The organism is Aphanothece stagnina RSMan2012 (genome assembly GCF_046764815.1).
GTDB lineage: Bacteria > Cyanobacteriota > Cyanobacteriia > PCC-6307 > Cyanobiaceae > NIES-981.
In genome coordinates, this window is record NZ_JBKOUC010000001.1 from 65,937 (window position 1) to 83,006 (window position 17,070).

Sequence of the window (17,070 nt, forward strand, 5' to 3'; positions counted from 1 at the left end):
GGTTGCCCCATCGTGCTGCAGTACAGCAAATATCAAGGTCTGGGCAATGACTTTCTGCTGGTCGACGGTCGCGACGCCGCCGCCAGCGAGGAGTGCTTCGGCCTCACCCCCGAACGGATCCAGCGGCTGTGTGACCGTCGTTTCGGCATCGGCGCCGACGGCGTGATCCTGGCCGTGCCTCCCCGCGAGGGCGGTGAGTTGCGGATGCGGATCTTCAATGCCGATGGCACCGAGCCCGAGATGTGCGGCAACGGCATCCGCTGTCTGGCCCGCTTCCTCGCCGACAGCGATGGTGATGCCCCGGGGCGCTGCTGGCAGATCGAAACCCTGGCCGGGCGGATCGTGCCCGAGCTGCAGGACGACGGCACCATCCGTGTCGACATGGGCGCGCCGTTCCTGGAGCCTGCGGCGGTTCCGACCACCCTGCCGATCGGCGACGCCGGGATCCCGCAGGGGCAGCTGGAGGCTTGCGGTGCCTCCTTCCTGGTGGGGGCGGCCGGGATGGGCAATCCCCATGTGGTGATCCCCGTGGAGGATGTGGACGCGGTGGATCTCGAGCGCTTCGGTGCGGCCCTCGAGGTGGATGCCGCGTTCCCGGCCCGCACCAATGTGCATTTCGTGCAGGTGCTCGACCCGGGCCATCTGGTGATGCGGGTGTGGGAGCGCGGCGCGGGCCCGACCCTGGCCTGCGGCACGGGGGCGTGCGCCACGCTCGTGGTCTGCCATCGCCTCGGCCTCGCCGAACGGGAGGCCCGGGTCGATCTGCCGGGTGGCCCCCTGTGGATCGCCTGGGACGGCGCCACCGATCACGTGATGATGACCGGGCCGGCCGAGGCCGTGTTCGACGCGGTGCTGGCGCCCTCGCTGTGGGGGGAGGCCCCCGAGACCTCCGGTCCTGACGCTTCTCAGGATCTGCCCTTCACGCCCGCCACCGCTGAGCCCTTCACGGCTGAGCCCGCCAAGGCCGGCCTCGCGGAGGAGGCCACACCGGCGCCGCCGCCCGTCGACTGCGCCACCGTGTGTGTGCAGGGCTGCATCCGTCCCGAGGCCTGCCCTTCTGCCGCGGCGCGAGCCCGGGTGGAGGCCCTGCTCAGCAGCAGCTCCCTCGATGATCTGGTGAACCTGGCGACCAGCTCGCTCGAGAGCCGCACCCGGGCCCGTTTCGAGCGGGACACGGGTCGGCCGGGCTGAGCCGTCGGGCGTGACGACCGCCGCTTCCGGCCACGGCCCGCTGTACCTCGACGCCTGTGCGACCACGCCGCCCGCGGCAGCGGTGCTGGAGGCCATGGCGTCGGCCGCCGCCACCGCCTGGGCCAATCCCTCCAGCCTGCATGGCTTCGGCCTCGCCGCCGCCGAGTTGCTCGAGCGCAGCCGGCTGGGCATCGCCAGCAGCCTCGGCTGCGATCCGGAGGCCCTGGTGTTCACCTCGGGGGGCACCGAGTCGATCCACACGGCCCTGCTGGGGGCCGCCGCTCCTCTTCCCAGTGGCCGTCTGCTGATCTCGGCGGTGGAGCATCCCGCCACCCTGGCTGCCGCGGCTGCCCTGGAGCGGCGCGGCTGGCAGGTGGCCGTGCTGCCGGTGGATCGGTTGGGCCGGATCGATCTGACGGCCCTCGAGTCCCTGCTGGAGCCCCCGACGCGCCTGGTGTCGGTGATCTGGGGGCAGAGCGAGGTGGGCACGGTGCAGCCGATCGAGGCGATTGGTCGCCGCTGCCGTCAGGCCGGCGTGGCGCTGCATGTGGATGCGGTGCAGGTGGTCGGTCACCGCGGCGTGGCGTTCAACCGGCTGCCGATCGATCTGCTCAGCTGTGCGGCCCACAAGCTGCAGGGGCCGCGCGGCGTGGGAGCACTGCTGGTGCGCCCCGATCTCCCCTTCGTGCCCCTGATCGGCGGTGGTGGCCAGGAGGGCGGCCGCCGGGGGGGGACGGAGGCCGTGGCGCTGGTGGCCGGCTTCGCCCGGGCCCTGGAACTCTGCGACGCCCGCCTTGCGGCCCATGGCGGCACCGATCCGGTGGCCGCGCTCAGGGATGGGCTGCTGCGCCGGCTGCTCGACCTGCCCGGCCTGCGGCTCAGTGGCCCGGATCCTCTCGGCGGGCCAGCCGCCTCGGACGACCGCCTTCCCCATCACATCAGCCTGCTGATCTCCGACACCGCGGGTGCCCCCCTCTCCGGCCGCCGGCTGGTGCCGATGCTGTGGCGGCAGGGGGTGGCGGCGAGCAGTGGCTCGGCCTGCAGTTCCGGTGGCGGCCCCGCCCCCAGCCCGGTTCTGCAGGCGATGGGCCTCACGCAGGCCGAAGCCGCCAGTGGCCTGCGCCTCAGCCTGGGGCCCTGGTTGCAGGCCGCCGACCTGGAGAGCGTGCCCGAGGCGCTGATGCGCTCCCGTGCGGCCCTGGCACAGGCCGATGGACGAGCGAGCAGTCGTTAAGGTCGCCCCAGGACCTGGTGATCCGATGCTTCCTGCTGATCTGCGCACGGCGGAGGCCGAAGCCCTCGAGGCCATCCAGGCGGCCCTGGCGGCCACCCCCAAGGGACTCTGGACGGTGGAGTTTCGCTTCCAAGGGCTGCGTCTGCTGCCCGTTGCCCTGCGCTTCCTGGCCGGGCTGGGCGGAGCTCAACCGGGCCTGCGCATGCTGTTTGCCGATGCGGGTGCCACGGCCCTGGCCAAGCGGGACGGACCCGACTTCGCCCCCCAGCTGGCCAGCCTGCGCGACCAGATGCGGCTGCAGCAGGCTGACGGAGGCAGCGAGGGGGTCCTGGTGCTCGTGGCCCCCGCCCCCGCCGATTACGACGACGTGGAGCAGGTCTGCGCCCTGCATCGCGGTGCCGTGGTGATGCTCAACGGCAGCCTCGAGGATGCGGCGGTGGGCATCGGCAGTGTGGCCCGCGAGCGCCGCCGCGGCTTCCTGTCCGGCTGGCAGAGCGCCTATGCCGTGATGCCCTTGGCCGAAGGCGCCCTGCGGCGCGCCTTTCCGGGACCCTGGCAGTTGTACCGGCGCGATGCCGATGGCCATCGGCTGGTGGGCACGTTCGAGCAGAAGCCCGACGGGGAGCAGCGTGCCGTGGCCCTGGCCGGCGAGGCTGGCGGCGGGATGGCCGGCAACCTCCAGGCCCTCGACAGCTTCCTGGAGGGCCTGCGCCACTGAGGTGGTCTGGGCAAGCCTGGGCACTCTCCGTAAAGTGCGCCCGACGCCGCTTGCTCCGAATGGCTCCCGAGACTCCTGCCGCCCAAGCACGCCGCTGGAGCCTGGTGGACCTCGGCGCCGCTGCCGCCGTGCTGCTTGCGGCGGCCGGCGTGATCTGGAGCCCCAAGCTCTCGGGGGCTGTCGCCCAGGCCACGGGTGGCCTGGTGCCGGTGACCGTGCTCGTGGATGTGCGCGGTGTGCCGGTGGCCGATCCTGAGGCTCTCGTCGCCGCTGCCCGCCAGGAGGGCAAGGTGGCGATCGTGATCCGCAACCAGCCCCATGGCACGGTCTCGATCCGGGAGATCCGCCCCCTGCAGCGGCGCCTGGTGGCCGTGCAGCCCGATGGCTCGGTGGTGACCGCCGTGGATCCCAGCGGCAAGGACTTCAGCAACCTCGATGCCCGCTTCGTGCTCGAGGCCCAGGGGCTCAAGGGCAGTGGCGGAGTGGTGTTCGGCAGCCAGAGCGTCAAGGTCGGGAGCCCGATCGAGATCGAGGGCGAGGGCTACCGGGTCACCGGCAACGTCACCGGCATCGCGGTTCAGGGAGGTTGATCTGATGCGCGGTGTTCCCCATCCCCTGCTGCTCGCGGCCACGCTGCTGCCGCTGAACCTCACGCTGCTGCCGGCCCAGGCCCAGCAGCGTCCAGCCATCACCAGCCTGGAGCTGGAGGCGGCACCCCTGGCCGTGCCTCCCCCGAGCCCGCCGCCGATCGGTTTCCCCCAGCTGCAGAGCCAGGTGAGCTGTCCGGCTCTCCAGCAGCGCCTGCAGGCCGTGCTGGGCGGGGAGACGGCCGTCTGGAGCGTCAGCATCGCCGATTCCCGCGGGCGCCTGCTGGCCGATGTCAACGGCACACGGCCACGGGTGCCGGCCTCCAACCAGAAACTGGTCAGCACCGCCTACGCCCTCGACCGTCTGGGCCCCGACTACCGCCTGGCCACCCGGCTCTGGCGGCTGCCGGACGGCAGTCTCCGCCTCACCGGAGAAGGTGACCCGGATCTGGCCCTGCCCCAGCTGCAGCGCCTCGCCAAGCTCGCCCTCGGCTCCGGTGGTTCCACCGGGAGCACGCCCTCCCTGGTGACCCTCGAGCTGGCGGAGGAGCCGAAGCAGGCCTGGTGGCCCCAGGGTTGGCATCCGGATGACCGCTATTACGCCTATGGCGCGCCGATCACCCGTCTGGCGGTGACCAGCAACGCGATCAACGACGCGGTGATGAACCCTCCGTCGAGGCTTCAGGCGCTGATTCAGAAGTCCGTGGATCAGCAGGGCGGGAAGGTGCAGGTGCGCATGGTGTCGGCGACCACGGCCCTCCCCCCCGAGGCGGTGCTGCTCCACCAGGAGTCCTCCGCACCGATGCACAGCCTGCTCAGTCTGGCCAACACCGAGAGTCACAACTTCACCGCTGAGGTGCTGCTGCGCCAGGCAGCCGGCACCTGGAACCTCGCTCAGGCCCAGCAGCGCGAGACCCTGTGGCTCGGCCAGCAGGGGTTGCCCATGCAGGGGGTCAGGGTGGCGGACGGCAGCGGCCTGGACCGGGCCAATCGCCTCACCAGCCGCTTCCTGGCGGCACTCCTTCTGCGGATGGACCAGCACCCCTACGGACGCAACTACCTCGCCTCGATGGCGGTGGCCGGCCAGCGTGGCACCCTGCGGCGCCTCTACGTGGGTACGCCCCTGCAGGGCCAGTTCTACGGCAAGACCGGCACGCTCACCGGGGTTCGCTCGATCAGCGGGGTGCTCCTCACCTCCGCTGGACCGCGCTATGTGAGCGCGATCAGCAATGGGGCCTCCCAGCCCAACACCACGATCGGCCAGGTGTTGCGTCAGGCTCAGCAGACCCAGTTGTGTCCGGGGTGATCCCGGTTGTGTTCGGGATGATCGGGGCGCTTCCAACCATCCGCTGAGGAGCGGGGCTCAGCCCGCCAGCCTCCTCAGGGCAGATGGGGTGCGGCGGCGGCGGCTGGGGGCTGCGGGCTGCTCGTCCATGGCAGAGACGTCCGGCTGCTCCGGCACCTGCAGGCGAACCAGCTCGCGGCGACCCGCCACCACCACCTGGCCCAGCTCCTTGAGGCGAGTCTCCAGTTCGCCCAGCACCTGCTCCGCGTAGCGGTTGGCGCCCTCGCTGATCGTGGCCGCTTCCTGGCGGCTGCGGCCCACCAGGGCGTCGCACTGCTGCTGGGTCTGCTGGCGAAACTGCAGGGCGTCGTTGTGGAGCCGCTCGGCTTCGGCCTGGCTCTCCCGCTGCACACGCAGGCCCTCCTGGCGGATCTGCTCCAGTTCGGCCATGGCCTGCTGGCGGTTGCGTTCGTGCTGCTCCAGCAGGCCTCGGTTCCGCTCGGCGACCTCCTGCTCCAGCTGCTGGCGGCGGGCGGCGAACTGCTGCTCCAGCTGGGCCATGCGGGACTGCTGTTCCTGTTCTTCGGCGGCGGCCTGCTGGCGGCCCTGCTGCAGCATCTGGTCACAGTGCTGACGGGTCTGTTCGCGCAGTTCGGCCACCTGCCGCTCGGCCTCCTGCCGCACGGAGGCGTTGCTGATCAGCTGTTCCCGCTCCCGCTTGGCCACCGCCACGATCTCCTCGGCCTGCTTGCGCGCCTGGGCGATGAACTCATCGCGCTGCCGCAGCAGCTCCACCGCCTGGCTCAGCTGGGGAGGGATCGACTCCCGCACGGCGTCGATCAGTTCGATGGCGTCCTGCTCGTTGACCAGCCTTCCGCCACTGAAGGGGATGCGGGTTCCGTCGAGGAGAAGATCCTCGATCTGATCGAGCTGATCAATCACCGTGATATTGGTTTCAGCCATCGCTGCCGCCTCTGCTTGCGTCCTGATTAAAAAGCCTCGCCAGGTCCTGCGCCACTCCGGCCGGCACCATGTGACCCACATCACCCCCGAAGCGGGCGACCTCCTTCACCACCGAGCTGCTGAGAAAGCTGTGATGCACGGCGGTGGCCAGAAACAGCGTCTCCACCCGGGGGTCAAGGCTCTGGTTGGTGTGGGCGATCTGCAGCTCGAACTCGAAGTCGCTCAGCGCCCGCAGGCCCCGCAGGATCACCTGGGCCCCGCAGCGGCGCGCGTACTCCACGGTGAGGCCATCGAAGCTGCCCACCTCCACCCCGCCCAGATGCCCGGTGGCTCCGCGGATCTGGGCCAGCCGCTGCTCGAGTGGGAATGCTGGCCGCTTGCCGGGGTTCTGCAACACGGCCACCACCACCGCATCGAAAAGGCGGGTTGCCCGTGCGATCAGATCCAGGTGCCCCAGGGTGAGCGGGTCGAAGCTGCCGGGGTAGAGCGCGCGCATCGGGCCACCTTATGGGCGGCATGGCCGCGTTTCTAGAGTCGGTTCCGTTCCCGCCGCCCTTCGGGGCCCCTGCCCGCCATGGCCTCCAACCCCTCCCTCAACGCCGACGCCAAGAAGACCCTGCTGCGCAAGATCCCTCACGGCGTCTTCATCTGCGGCGTGGCCGAGGGCGAGGAGGTCAATGGCTTCACGGCCAGTTGGGTGACCCAGGGCTCCTTCGAGCCGCCCCTGGTGGTGATGGCCGTGCGGGCCGACAGCACGAGCAACGGCATGATCCAGCGCACCGGCAGGTTCTCGCTCAATGTGCTCGCGGCCGATCAGAAGGACCTCGCCGCGGTGTTCTTCAAGCCCCAGAAGGGCATCGGCGGTCGTTTCGACGCCGCACCCTTCCAGCTGGGGGAGCTGGGTCTGCCGATCCTCGACAACGCCCTGGGCGCGGTGGAGTGTGAGCTGGTGGGTCATGTGGCCCACGGGGATCACACCGTGTTCGTGGGCGAGGTGAAGACGGCCACCCTGCACCGCGACGGGGCAGCCCTGGAGCTCGGCAGCACCGGCTGGCAGTACGGCGGCTGAGCGGCTCGTCCTCCTTCCGAAGGGCCCCGCTCCCACCTTGGCCGCCACCCCCCTGATTCAGCACCCGGAGCGGCTGCAGGCCCGTCTCCGGGAGGTGCCGGCCGAGCCGGGCTGCTATCTGCTGCGCGATGCGGATGACCGCATCCTTTACATCGGCAAGGCCAAGGTGCTGCGCAACCGCGTGCGCAGTTACTTCCAGAGCGGCAGCGGCCACGGCCACAGCCCCCGCATCACCCTGATGGTGCGCCAGGTGTGTGAGCTGGAGTTCATCGTCACCGACAGCGAAGCCGAAGCGCTGGCCCTTGAGTCGAACCTGATCAAGCACCACCAGCCGCACTTCAACGTGCTGCTGAAGGACGACAAGAAATACCCCTATCTCTGCATCACCTGGAGCGAGGCCTACCCCCGCATCTTCATCACCCGGCGGCGGCGCTTCCGTTCCCCCCTCGACCGTTTCTACGGGCCCTACGTGGACGTGGGGCTGCTGCGGCGCACCCTCGCGCTGGTGAAGCGGGTCTTTCCACTGCGCCAGCGGCCCCAGCCCCTCTACCGCGACCGCACCTGCCTCAACTACGACATCGGCCGCTGTCCCGGGGTGTGCCAGCAGAAGATCAGCTCAGAGGACTACCACCGCACCCTGCGCCAGGTCGCGATGGTGTTCCAGGGCCGCAACGAAGAGCTGCTGGCCCTCCTCCACGACCAGATGGAGCGCTACGCCGAACGGCTCGACTTCGAGAGTGCAGCCCGGGTGCGGGATCAGCTGCAGGGCATCGGCACCCTCACCGCCGACCAGAAGATGAGCATCGGTGACAGCTCGGTGAGCCGCGACGTGATCGCCCTGGCGGCCGATGAGCGGGTGGCCGCCGTGCAGCTGTTCCAGATGCGGGCCGGCAAGCTGGTGGGCCGCCTCGGTTACATGGCCGAGGTCCCCGCCCAGCCGCCGGGCGCCCCGGATTTCGGCCGCATCCTGCAGCGGGTGGTGGAGGAGCACTACAGCCAGGTGGAGCCGGCTGAAATCCCTCCCGAGCTGCTGCTTCAGCATCCCCTGCCCCAGCAGGAGCTGATCGAGGCCTGGCTGGGGGAACAGCGGGGTCGCCGGGTGCGCCTGGCAGTGCCCCAGCGGCAGCAGAAGGCCGAGCTGATCGAGCTGGTCGTGCGCAATGCCGGCTACGAACTGCAGCGGGCCCAGCGGGCCAGTGAGCAGAATCTGCTGGCCACCGAGGACCTGGCCCAGCTGCTCGAGCTGCCGGTCCCGCCCCGCCGGATCGAGGGGTACGACATCAGCCACATCCAGGGCAGCGATGCGGTGGCCTCCCAGGTGGTGTTCATCGATGGCCTCCCCGCCAAGCAGCACTACCGCAAGTACCGGATCCAGAGCAGCTCGATCCGTGCCGGCCACTCGGACGACTTCATGGCCATGGCCGAGATCATGCGCCGGCGCTTTCGCCGCTGGGCCCAGGCCAAAAGCCGGGGCGAGGACCTGCGTGAGCTGCGGCGCAGCGCCGCCACGGCCCTCCACACCGATGGGCTCAACGACTGGCCCGATCTGGTGATGATCGATGGCGGCAAGGGCCAGCTGTCGGCCGTGATGGAGGCCCTGCGGGAGCTGAACCTGGACGATGAGCTGGTGGTCTGTTCCCTCGCCAAGCAGCGGGAGGAGGTGTTCCTCCCCGGCGCCAGCCAACCCCTCGAAAGCGAGTCGGAGCAGCTCGGCGTGCAGTTGCTCCGGCGCCTGCGGGATGAGGCCCATCGCTTCGCCGTGAGCTTCCATCGCCAGCAGCGGGGAGAGCGCATGAAGCGCTCCCGCCTCTCCGACATCCCGGGGCTCGGGCCCAAGCGGGTCCGCGACCTCCTCGCCCACTTCCGCTCCATCGATGCGATCCAGCTCGCCACTCCCGAGCAGATCGCCGTGGCCCCCGGCATGGGGCCGACCCTGGCCCGCCAGATCTTCGACCACTTCCATCCCGCGGATGACCATCCGCTGGACCCCCAGGTGGACGAGCCCCCCGGGGAGAATGGCGCTCCCCTGGAGCTGGCGGGTTGAGGCGTGTGAAGCGGTGGCTGAGCCTCGGGGCCCTGCTGGTCCTGCTGCTGGCCGCGGGTCTGGGCGTACCCGCCCCTCTGCTGGCGGCGCCCGGGCTGTGCGTCGGTCCGGTCTGTGGCGACGAGATCACCCGCAGCGCCAAGCACCACTGGCAGCTGCGCCTGCGGGTGAATGACCAGCAGGGCCGGCACGAGCGCCTCGTGGTCGACTGCCGCAGCGGCCAGCTCAGCCCGGCCAGCGGCTCGGTCGAGCGGGGCTATGCCGCCGCGGTGGCCCGCCGCGCCTGCCGTCTGGCCTCCCGATGATCGGCATCTGGGTTCTGGGGGACCAGCTCCACCCCGCCCAGAGCGCCCTGGCGGCCCATCGGCCCGGCGGGGCCCGGGTGCTGCTGGTGGAGAGCCTCTCGGTGCTGGCCCAGCGCCGCTACCACCGCCAGAAGCTCGTGCTGGTCTGGAGCGCCATGCGCCACTTCGCCGAGGACCTGCGGGAGCTGGGCTGGCCGGTGGACCACCGCCGGGCGTCGACCTTCGCCGAGGCCGTCGGGGCCTGGATCGACGACCACGGCATCCGGGACCTGCACCTGATGGAGCCTGCGGACCGCCCCTTCCGCGCGGCGATCGAGGAGCTGCTGGCTCGGCTGGCTTCCCAAGGCACGGCTCCCCGGGTTGTCTGGCATCCCTCCAACGCCTTCCTCTGGAGCAGCGAGGCCTTCGACGCCTGGGCCGGCCGCTACCGGCAGCTGCGGATGGAGCGCTTCTACCGGGAGGGACGGCGGCGTTTCGGCGTACTGCTCGATGGGCAGGGCCAGCCGCTCGGGGGCCAGTGGAACTTCGACCAGGCCAACCGCCAGGCTCCCCCCAAGGGCCTCCGCGGGCCCCGTCCGCTGTGGTTCGATCCGGACCCCATCACCGAAGCCGTGATCCGTGAGGTGGAGGCCCTGCCCGACCTCCCCGGCCACAGCCGGCCGTTCGGCTGGGCGATCAGCCGCGGGCAGGCCCTGGCGGCCCTGGAGCACGCCATCGCCACCCGTCTCGATGGTTTCGGTCCCTACCAGGACGCCATGGTCGGCGGGGAGCCGACCCTGTGGCACACCCTGATCTCCCCCTACCTCAACCTGGGATTGCTCCATCCCCTGGAGGTGATCCGCCGCCTGGAGCAGGCCGGGCTGGAGCGCGGCACCCCCCTGCCCAGCCTGGAGGGTCTGATCCGCCAGATCCTGGGCTGGCGGGAATACATGCACGGCCTCTACGGCTGGTTCGGGGCGGACTATGCCGCCAGCAATCACTTCGACCACCGCCGGCCGCTGCCCCCCAGCTTCGAGGCCCTCGGCGGCAGCGGCATGGCCTGCCTGGACACGGTGTTCGCCGAGATCGAAGCCAGCGGCTACGCCCACCACATCCAGCGGCTGATGGTGATCGCCAACTACGGGCTCCTGGCCGGCCTCGACCCCCAGGCCCTCACCGCCTGGTTCCACCGCATGTTCATCGACGGGTTCGACTGGGTGATGCAGCCCAATGTGCTCGGCATGGGCCTGTTCGCCGATGGGGGGAGGCTCGCCAGCAAGCCCTATGCGGCCAGCGGCAACTACATCAACCGGATGAGCACCTACTGCCGCGGCTGCCGCTACGACGTGAAGCAGCGCGTCGGCTCCGGAGCCTGCCCCTTCAATGCCCTGTACTGGGATTTTCTGCAACGCCACCGCGATCGCCTCGGCGGTAACCCCCGCATGGCCCTGGTGATGCGGCAGCTGGAGAAACTGCCACCCGAGGAGCTCGAGGCCATCCGTGCCACGGCGGCCGCCCATCGGGAGGGATGGGGCGGCACGGGCGGCGATCCCGGGCCCGGCTAGCGGCTCAGCTGGGGAAAGGCTGCACGGAATGCGGCCAGTTTGGGCAGGTCGTGCACCACGACGTAGGGATGCAGGGGATTGCGCCGCACGAAGTCCTGGTGGTAGTCCTCCGCCGGATAGAAACGGTCGCTGGCTTCCACCCGGGTGGCGATCGGTCTGTCGAAGCTGCCGGAGCGATCCAGTTGCTGGATGTAGGCCCGCGCCACGCTCTGGAGCTGGGGATCGGTGGTGAAGATCGCCGAGCGGTACTGCGGGCCCACGTCCGGCCCCTGGCGGTTGTGTTCGGTCGGGTCGTGGGCGACGGCGAAGAACACCTTGAGCAGCTGGCCGTAGCTCACCTGGGTGGGGTCGTAGGTGATGCGGATCCCTTCGGCATGGCCGGTGGTGCCCCGGCTGACCTCGGCATAGCGGGCCGTCTCACCAGAGCCGCCCGCATAGCCGGTCTCCACGCTTCTCACCCCCTTCACCGCCTCGAAGATCGCCTCCATGCCCCAGAAGCAGCCGCCGGCGAGCACGGCGGTGCGGTCGGCTCCTGGCTGCCGGCCCGGGTCGAGGGCTGGATCGGGCAGGCTCGATGCCTGGGCGGCTCCAGGCCGCAGCGGCACCTCGCCGCCCAGCAGCAGCGGCAGGGCCAGCAGCGCGGCCAGGGCGGCGCTGATCGGAACCAGGACAGGCAGGCGCATGGCGATCGGAAAGCCTTCTCTGTCTACCGGCCACGGGGGCCAACGGATGGCCGTGCCGGCAGGAGGGAGGTGGTCAGCCGGTCTGTCGCAACGCCTCGGTACAGGCTGTGGAGCAGCTGTGATCCAGCAGATCACAGGCGACAAGACAGGTGAAGTAGGTGTCGACCGCATCCCAGCGGTGTTCCTTCTGCTCACAGCTCATCGGATTCGAATCCGTCGCGAGGATGCAGCGGTAGAGCATCTCCCTGGCGTCGTGGAGCGTGGGGGCAGGGGTAGAGGCAAGGGTGTTGGTGGAGGGGGTGGTCATGGCAGTGCGGCGGTGGAGGGGGGAGAGGTGACGCTGACGACTTTGCTGGGACCTGAGATGACCGGAATTGGCCAGGAATTAAGTGGGTATGGATACTCATTCACTCGCGTACTTTCAGCTTAATTGGGCTTCGCTACTTCGGGAAAACTATGGCGATGATCGTTACGGCGGCACGCACCCTGGGGCAGGGCCAGCTGCTGCCGCCCTCCCTGGCGAGGGCAGCGGGTCTGGTGAAGGATCAACCGAGCTCGAGACAGGCCAGTCCGTAGACATCGCCCAGCCCCACCGCCGGGGGCTCGCCGCGATACATCCGCAGCATCCTGTCCACCGGCTGGAAACCCAGCCGCCGCATCAGAGGATCGCCTGCCGCGTTGGCTCCGGGCACATCGATCAGCACCACCCCCGGGTGGCTGTCGAGCATGCGCCGCAGCAGCCGCTCCGCCAGCTGCGGGTTGTCCGCCAGGAGCGGACCGATCCGCCAGCCTTCGCCGCGTCTCAGCAGGCAGGGGCGGATCCTTCCGAAGCCGTGACACGCCCCCTGCCCATCGACCAGGGCCAGCACCCGACCGCCGCTCTGGTTCAGCCAGTCGGCCAGGAAATGGGGGCGCGGCGTCGGCTCCCGCTGCGCGTCGTAGGCCTGCACGGCCTGGCTGGGCAGGGCCGCACCCTCCACCAGCTGCAGGTCGTCGTCGGGGGCTGCCATGGCTTGGTGGCCGCTGGCCACCAGTTGCCAGCGGCAGGTGGGTGAGGCCGGCTCGAATCCCCATTGCCGGTAGTCCTCGACCCGCTCCTGCGCCGCCTCGAGGCCGATGCAGGGAAGGTCCTCGAGGTGGGCCATGGCATGCCGCCACAGGGCCAGCCCATGCCCCAGCCCCCGGTGGGCCGGATCGACCAGGAACAGGCCGATGAACCCGTAGGCCGCGTTGTAGCGCACACCGGCGATGCAGCCGATCGGCTGGCCGTTCAGCTCCCGCACCCACAGGCCCTGGCGGTCGGTGTGGCGGTAGACGGCCACATCGCCGAGGCCCGGGCAGAACCCCGCCTCCCTGGCCCAGCCCACCACCGTGGGGATGTCCTGACGGCGGAGCGGACGGATCGAGCCATGGACCATGCGGGCGCACCCGGTTCCTACCAGGATGGGGCCGCAGCGGCGGGCCGGGATGCTCAGCGGTTCCTCCAGGGCTCTCGAGATCGTGCGGGTGGTCTCCCAGCACCAGTGGGACTACCTGCGCAGCCTGCTGAGCACCCCGTGGGCAACCGATCAGGACCAGCAGCCCAGCCTGCCGGCACCCGAGGTGCTCTGCCGGGTGCTGACCGAGCTCGGGCCGGTGTTCGTGAAGGTGGGACAGCTGCTCAGCACCCGTCCGGACCTGTTGCCCGATGCCTACATCCGCGCCCTGGCCCGGCTGCAGAGCGCTGTGCCGGCCGCCCCGTGGAGCGAGGTCGAGCCGCGCCTGCTGGAGCAGCTGAACGGCCCCCTCGAGGAGGCCTTCGCCAGCTTCGACCAGACTCCGGTCGCGGCGGGCAGCATCGGCCAGATCTACCGGGCTGAGCGTCCCGATGGTCGTGCGGTGGCGGTGAAGGTGCTGCGACCGGGCATCGAGCGGCAGGTGGAGGAGGACGGTCAGCTGCTCCGCCAGGTGGCTGCTCTGGCGGCCCAGACGCCGCTGGGCTCCCGCTACGACCTGCCCGGGCTTGCGGACCAGCTGATGTCGGCCCTCGAGGGCGAGATCGACTTCCGCAGCGAGGCGCGCCACACCCAGCGGCTCGCGGAACTGCTGCAGCGCTCCTCCTTCGTGGGCGATGGAACCCTGCGGGTTCCGCGGGTCTTTGCCGAGATCTCGGGTCAGCGGATGCTGGTGCTGGAGTGGCTCGACGGCGATCCGATCCTGAGCGAGGCCGGCAGGGCTGCCCTGCGGGACAGTCCCAACGGTCTCGACGGTGCCACCAGCCATCTGCTCGGCGCCTTCGTGGAGCAGTTCTTCGTGGAGGGCTTCTTCGACGCCGATCCCCATCCCGGCAACCTGATGGTGGCGCCGGATGGCACCATCACCCTGCTCGATCTGGGCATGGTGGGGAGTTTCGATCCCCGCACCCGCACGTTGGTGCTGGATCTGGTGCTCGCCCTGATCAACGAGGACCCCGCCAGGGCGACCGACCTGCTGGTGCAGCTGGCCCCGCCCCGCGAGGACGCCGTCGACCGCCGCCGCCTGCGGCGCCAGCTGGATCAGCTGATTCGCTCCAACTTCGCCAAGCCCCTCCACCAGCTCAACTTCGCCCTGTTTCTGGCGGATCTGCTGCAGATCGCCAACGCCTGCGGTCTGCTGGTGCCCGGCAACCTCGGCCTGTTCGTGAAGGCCGTCACCAACCTCGAGGGGGTGGGCCGGGACCTCAACCCCGACTTCTGCTTCACCGAGGCGATGAAGCCCCTGGTCACCCGGCTGATGGCACGCGCCCTGCTGCTGCCGCAGCAGCGGGTGCTGCAGTTCGGCCTCGACCTGCGCAGCCTGGTGCTGGAGTCGCCCCGGCAGCTGAGTGGCCTGCTGCAGCGCTTCAGCGGGGACGACCTGGTCTTTGCCTTCCAGCTCCAGGGACTGGAACGCCTGCTCGGCAATCTCGACGTGCTCTCCCGCCGGATCGCCCTGGCGATCCTGGTGGCCTCCCTGTTGCTCAGTGCCACGGTGATGGCCACCCAGTCCGAGCTGCAGCTGCTGCGGCAGCTCAGTGAGGGGCTGTTCATCGCCGCCAACGTGCTCGGTGTCTGGCTGGTGGTCTCGCTGATGCGCTCCGGCCGCCGCTGATCCCCCTAGGGTCGCGGCGGTCGCCAATCCAGCCGTGGTCCAGTCCCCCAGCTGCATGGCCACCCGCCTGGCCTCCCTGGGCCTGACCTGCGCGGCGCTGCTCCCCGTCCCTGTGGCCAGCCGGACCCTCAGGGTCGGCATCAGCGGCACGGAGCCCTTCCTGATCCAGCAGCAGGGCGAGATCACCGGCATCAGTGCGGATGTCTGGCGGGAGGTCGCCCTCGAGCAGTCCCTCGACTACCAGCTGGTGCCGCAGCCGAACACGGCGGCCAACCTCCAGGCGGTGGCCCGTGGCGAGATCGATCTGGCCATCGGCCCGATCAGCATCACGCCGGAGCGGCTCAGCAGCGGCGCCGTGGAATTCACCCAGCCCTATTTCTTCGGCCATGTGGGTGTGCTGGTCTCCCAGCGCGAAGGTGGCCTCTGGCAGCGCATCCGGCCGTTCTTCCGCACGGCGGCTCTCACCTCGATCGGGGTGCTGCTGCTGTCCCTGTTCCTCGTGGGCAACCTGATCTGGCTGGCGGAACGGCGGCGCAATCCTGGCCAGTTTCCGCGCCCCTATCTGCAGGGCGTGGGCAATGGCATGTGGTTCGCCATCGTCACGCTCACCACGGTGGGCTACGGCGATCGCTCCCCGGTCACCCGCACTGGCCGCGTGATCGCCGGGGTGTGGATGATGATCACCCTGCTGGCGGTCTCCTCGATCACGGCCGGCCTGGCCTCCGCCTTCACCCTGGCGCTGGCCCAGGTTCCCGGCGACGGCATCCGCACGCCGGATGATCTGCGGAACCGGCCGGTGGCTGTGGTCCTCGGCACGACCAGCGAGAAATGGGGCCGGATCAGCGGCGCCTTTGTGAAGCCCCAGCCCACCCTGGAGACGGCGGTGGCCGAGCTGGAACGCCGGGCCGTCGATGCCGTGATCTACGACGCCCCGGCCCTGCGCTACCACCTGCGCCAGCACCCGCATCTCGACATGCGCCTGGCCCGCTTCATCCTGGCCCAGGAGACCTACGGCTTTGCCCTCAGAGCCAACAGTCCCCTGGAGCGTCCCCTGGATGTGAGCCTGCTGCGGCTGAGCCGCTCCGGCCGTATCGACGCCATCCAGCGCAACTGGCTCGAAGTGTCGGGCACGACCAGCGGCTGAGCCGCGATGGCTGAGGGGGCAGCCCTTCGCGGCTTCAGGCCGGCCCCAGGCTCTCCCCAGTCTCTCCCCAAGCTCTAGGTATTCCCTCCTAATTGGCTGCCTCGGTCGGCATCGCTACCGCCAGGGGGGGTGGCACAGGTCTTGGGTGGATTCACCCCTGGCCCCATGGCCTCGTTATCTGAATCCGCTGATGACCACCACCCTCTCCTCCCCCACCGCGCTCGAGACGAGCCAGCCGATGGATCCCGCCACCGCCTTCGCCGCCGTGGCCCTGGCGGCGGTCTCCTGGGATGGCGTGCTGACCATGGCCGGATCCCGTGCCCTGCGGCACTGCCTCGATTACCGCACGCCGTTTCGCAGCTACAGCCCCGAGCGGATGGTCGAACTCCTCGATGGACTGATGGCGACCCTGCGCCAGCAGGGGCCGCAGCACCTGATGGTGATGGCGGCGGAGGTGCTCAATCCGGAGCAGCGCGCCACCGCTTACGCCGTGGCTGCGGAGATCATGCGCTCCGATGGCCCCCTCGAGGATGACGAGCGCAACATCCTCAGCAACCTCGCCGCCGTGCTGGGTCTCTCCGACGCCGTGACCATCCCCGTGCATTCGGTCATGGACCTGCTCCATGCCGACCTGGCCTGAGGCCCGTGCTGGATTGATGACATCCGACCCCTGTCGGTCGGTCTGGTACCAGCAGCTACGCCATGGCCGGCGATGTTTTCGTGAAACTTCACGATATTCGGTGTCGTGCCATGGCGTTGTCCCGTCGTGTCGAGATCCTGCCGTTCAGTGGTAACCGCTCCGGTCAGGCCTACTTCTCCCAGCCCCAGCCCAGCGATGAGACCCTGATTGCCGAGATCGGCACCCAGGCGTCCTGCGAGCTGTTCTGCCACCGTCATCAGACCGACCAGCTGATGGTGCTGCGGGGTGCGATCGATCTGGTGGTGCTTCAGGAGCGCACCCTGCGCCGGATCTGCCTGCGTGAGGATGAGGGGGCCTGGGTGCGCATTCCGCCCGGTGTGCCCCATGGTGCGATCAACCGCGGCCGCACCCCGGCCCTGCTTGTCAATGCGGTTCTGCGCCACGGCCCCAGCGATGCCCGCGATTACCGGCCCCGGCAGGTCCCCCAGGCCCTGCTGGAGGACTGGAAGGCCCTCACCCTCGCCTAGATCGGGGAGAATGCGCCCCATCAGCACA

18 protein-coding genes are annotated in these 17,070 nt (G+C 70.0%); 13 read left to right on the forward strand and 5 right to left on the reverse strand.

Annotated features, from left to right (window positions below; genetic code table 11):
- Positions 1-12: 12 nt before the first annotated feature.
- The 5 genes from dapF to dacB are packed head-to-tail and all read left to right on the forward strand — an operon-like array spanning position 13 to position 5,036.
- Positions 13-1,191, forward strand: coding sequence for a diaminopimelate epimerase (gene dapF / locus ACLNEE_RS00330; protein ID WP_411423856.1), 1,179 nt, complete (start codon positions 13-15; stop codon positions 1,189-1,191).
- Between the two features lie 10 nt (positions 1,192-1,201).
- On the forward strand, positions 1,202-2,425 hold the full coding sequence (locus tag ACLNEE_RS00335; protein ID WP_411423857.1) for a cysteine desulfurase family protein: 1,224 nt from the start codon (positions 1,202-1,204) through the stop codon (positions 2,423-2,425).
- A 25-nt stretch (positions 2,426-2,450) separates the two neighbouring features.
- The gene (locus tag ACLNEE_RS00340) at positions 2,451-3,143 is read left to right on the forward strand and encodes a DUF1995 family protein (RefSeq protein WP_412006658.1); all 693 of its coding nucleotides are present in this window, start codon (positions 2,451-2,453) and stop codon (positions 3,141-3,143) included.
- 59 nt (positions 3,144-3,202) lie between these two features.
- Positions 3,203-3,733, forward strand: a complete 531-nt coding sequence (locus tag ACLNEE_RS00345; protein ID WP_411424597.1) for a DUF4330 domain-containing protein — start codon at positions 3,203-3,205, stop codon at positions 3,731-3,733.
- 4 nt (positions 3,734-3,737) lie between these two features.
- Positions 3,738-5,036 carry a D-alanyl-D-alanine carboxypeptidase/D-alanyl-D-alanine endopeptidase gene (gene dacB / locus ACLNEE_RS00350; protein WP_411424598.1) on the forward strand — a complete coding sequence of 433 codons (1,299 nt, stop codon included), beginning with the start codon at positions 3,738-3,740 and terminating at the stop codon, positions 5,034-5,036.
- 57 nt (positions 5,037-5,093) lie between these two features.
- On the opposite strand, the gene ACLNEE_RS00355 is transcribed toward dacB, so the two are convergent.
- Positions 5,094-5,978, reverse strand: a complete 885-nt coding sequence (locus ACLNEE_RS00355; RefSeq protein ID WP_411424599.1) for a coiled-coil domain-containing protein — start codon at positions 5,976-5,978, stop codon at positions 5,094-5,096.
- On the reverse strand, positions 5,971-6,474 hold the full coding sequence (gene coaD / locus ACLNEE_RS00360) for a pantetheine-phosphate adenylyltransferase (protein WP_411424600.1): 504 nt from the start codon (positions 6,472-6,474) through the stop codon (positions 5,971-5,973). Before coaD ends, ACLNEE_RS00355 begins: the two co-directional genes overlap by 8 nt.
- A 78-nt stretch (positions 6,475-6,552) precedes the next feature.
- On the opposite strand from coaD, the gene ACLNEE_RS00365 reads away from it, so the two are divergent.
- Genes ACLNEE_RS00365 through ACLNEE_RS00380 form a run of 4 tightly spaced genes read left to right on the forward strand, consistent with a single transcriptional unit; the run spans position 6,553 to position 10,940 of the window.
- Positions 6,553-7,047: a flavin reductase family protein gene (locus tag ACLNEE_RS00365; protein WP_411424601.1), complete on the forward strand. Its 495-nt coding sequence runs from the start codon at positions 6,553-6,555 to the stop codon at positions 7,045-7,047.
- A 37-nt stretch (positions 7,048-7,084) separates the two neighbouring features.
- On the forward strand, positions 7,085-9,091 hold the full coding sequence (gene uvrC / locus ACLNEE_RS00370; RefSeq protein ID WP_411424602.1) for an excinuclease ABC subunit UvrC: 2,007 nt from the start codon (positions 7,085-7,087) through the stop codon (positions 9,089-9,091).
- Between the two features lie 5 nt (positions 9,092-9,096).
- Positions 9,097-9,396, forward strand: coding sequence for a hypothetical protein (locus ACLNEE_RS00375; protein WP_411424603.1), 300 nt, complete (start codon positions 9,097-9,099; stop codon positions 9,394-9,396).
- Entirely contained in the window at positions 9,393-10,940 is a 1,548-nt protein-coding gene (locus ACLNEE_RS00380) for a cryptochrome/photolyase family protein (RefSeq protein ID WP_411424664.1), read from the forward strand. The genes ACLNEE_RS00375 and ACLNEE_RS00380 overlap by 4 nt, the downstream gene beginning before the upstream one ends.
- Here the strand turns inward: ACLNEE_RS00380 and msrA are convergent.
- The 3 genes from msrA to ACLNEE_RS00395 all read right to left on the reverse strand — a co-directional run bounded on the left by msrA (position 10,937) and on the right by ACLNEE_RS00395 (position 13,041).
- Positions 10,937-11,623: a peptide-methionine (S)-S-oxide reductase MsrA gene (msrA, locus tag ACLNEE_RS00385; RefSeq protein ID WP_411424661.1), complete on the reverse strand. Its 687-nt coding sequence runs from the start codon at positions 11,621-11,623 to the stop codon at positions 10,937-10,939. The two genes, ACLNEE_RS00380 and msrA, sit on opposite strands and share 4 nt — an antisense overlap.
- A gap of 73 nt (positions 11,624-11,696) precedes the next feature.
- On the reverse strand, positions 11,697-11,930 hold the full coding sequence (locus ACLNEE_RS00390; RefSeq protein ID WP_411424662.1) for a hypothetical protein: 234 nt from the start codon (positions 11,928-11,930) through the stop codon (positions 11,697-11,699).
- A gap of 238 nt (positions 11,931-12,168) precedes the next feature.
- Positions 12,169-13,041 carry a GNAT family N-acetyltransferase gene (locus ACLNEE_RS00395; RefSeq protein WP_411424663.1) on the reverse strand — a complete coding sequence of 291 codons (873 nt, stop codon included), beginning with the start codon at positions 13,039-13,041 and terminating at the stop codon, positions 12,169-12,171.
- Positions 13,042-13,090: 49 nt separating this feature from the next.
- On the opposite strand from ACLNEE_RS00395, the gene ACLNEE_RS00400 reads away from it, so the two are divergent.
- The 4 genes from ACLNEE_RS00400 to ACLNEE_RS00415 all read left to right on the forward strand — a co-directional run bounded on the left by ACLNEE_RS00400 (position 13,091) and on the right by ACLNEE_RS00415 (position 17,042).
- Positions 13,091-14,731 carry an ABC1 kinase family protein gene (locus ACLNEE_RS00400; protein WP_412006659.1) on the forward strand — a complete coding sequence of 547 codons (1,641 nt, stop codon included), beginning with the start codon at positions 13,091-13,093 and terminating at the stop codon, positions 14,729-14,731.
- A 34-nt stretch (positions 14,732-14,765) separates the two neighbouring features.
- Positions 14,766-15,875 carry a transporter substrate-binding domain-containing protein gene (locus tag ACLNEE_RS00405; RefSeq protein ID WP_411423448.1) on the forward strand — a complete coding sequence of 370 codons (1,110 nt, stop codon included), beginning with the start codon at positions 14,766-14,768 and terminating at the stop codon, positions 15,873-15,875.
- A gap of 190 nt (positions 15,876-16,065) precedes the next feature.
- A complete protein-coding gene (locus ACLNEE_RS00410; RefSeq protein ID WP_411423449.1) occupies positions 16,066-16,515 on the forward strand; it encodes a tellurite resistance TerB family protein in 450 nt (149 codons plus the stop codon).
- 110 nt (positions 16,516-16,625) lie between these two features.
- Positions 16,626-17,042: a dTDP-4-dehydrorhamnose 3,5-epimerase gene (locus ACLNEE_RS00415; protein ID WP_412006660.1), complete on the forward strand. Its 417-nt coding sequence runs from the start codon at positions 16,626-16,628 to the stop codon at positions 17,040-17,042.
- Positions 17,043-17,070: the final 28 nt, after the last annotated feature.

What these genes read in the sequence shown, in the direction of transcription:
- ACLNEE_RS00395 (WP_411424663.1), bottom strand. Translation starts at nt 13,041, where the DNA reads ATGGTCCATGGCTCGATCCGTCCGCTCCGCCGTCAGGACATCCCCACG.
- ACLNEE_RS00380 (WP_411424664.1), top strand. Translation starts at nt 9,393, where the DNA reads ATGATCGGCATCTGGGTTCTGGGGGACCAGCTCCACCCCGCCCAGAGC.
- coaD (WP_411424600.1), bottom strand. Translation starts at nt 6,474, where the DNA reads ATGCGCGCGCTCTACCCCGGCAGCTTCGACCCGCTCACCCTGGGGCAC.
- ACLNEE_RS00410 (WP_411423449.1), top strand. Translation starts at nt 16,066, where the DNA reads ATGACCACCACCCTCTCCTCCCCCACCGCGCTCGAGACGAGCCAGCCG.
- ACLNEE_RS00345 (WP_411424597.1), top strand. Translation starts at nt 3,203, where the DNA reads ATGGCTCCCGAGACTCCTGCCGCCCAAGCACGCCGCTGGAGCCTGGTG.
- ACLNEE_RS00365 (WP_411424601.1), top strand. Translation starts at nt 6,553, where the DNA reads ATGGCCTCCAACCCCTCCCTCAACGCCGACGCCAAGAAGACCCTGCTG.
- ACLNEE_RS00415 (WP_412006660.1), top strand. Translation starts at nt 16,626, where the DNA reads ATGGCGTTGTCCCGTCGTGTCGAGATCCTGCCGTTCAGTGGTAACCGC.
- ACLNEE_RS00400 (WP_412006659.1), top strand. Translation starts at nt 13,091, where the DNA reads ATGCTCAGCGGTTCCTCCAGGGCTCTCGAGATCGTGCGGGTGGTCTCC.
- ACLNEE_RS00340 (WP_412006658.1), top strand. Translation starts at nt 2,451, where the DNA reads ATGCTTCCTGCTGATCTGCGCACGGCGGAGGCCGAAGCCCTCGAGGCC.
- ACLNEE_RS00355 (WP_411424599.1), bottom strand. Translation starts at nt 5,978, where the DNA reads ATGGCTGAAACCAATATCACGGTGATTGATCAGCTCGATCAGATCGAG.
- msrA (WP_411424661.1), bottom strand. Translation starts at nt 11,623, where the DNA reads ATGCGCCTGCCTGTCCTGGTTCCGATCAGCGCCGCCCTGGCCGCGCTG.
- dacB (WP_411424598.1), top strand. Translation starts at nt 3,738, where the DNA reads ATGCGCGGTGTTCCCCATCCCCTGCTGCTCGCGGCCACGCTGCTGCCG.
- ACLNEE_RS00390 (WP_411424662.1), bottom strand. Translation starts at nt 11,930, where the DNA reads ATGACCACCCCCTCCACCAACACCCTTGCCTCTACCCCTGCCCCCACG.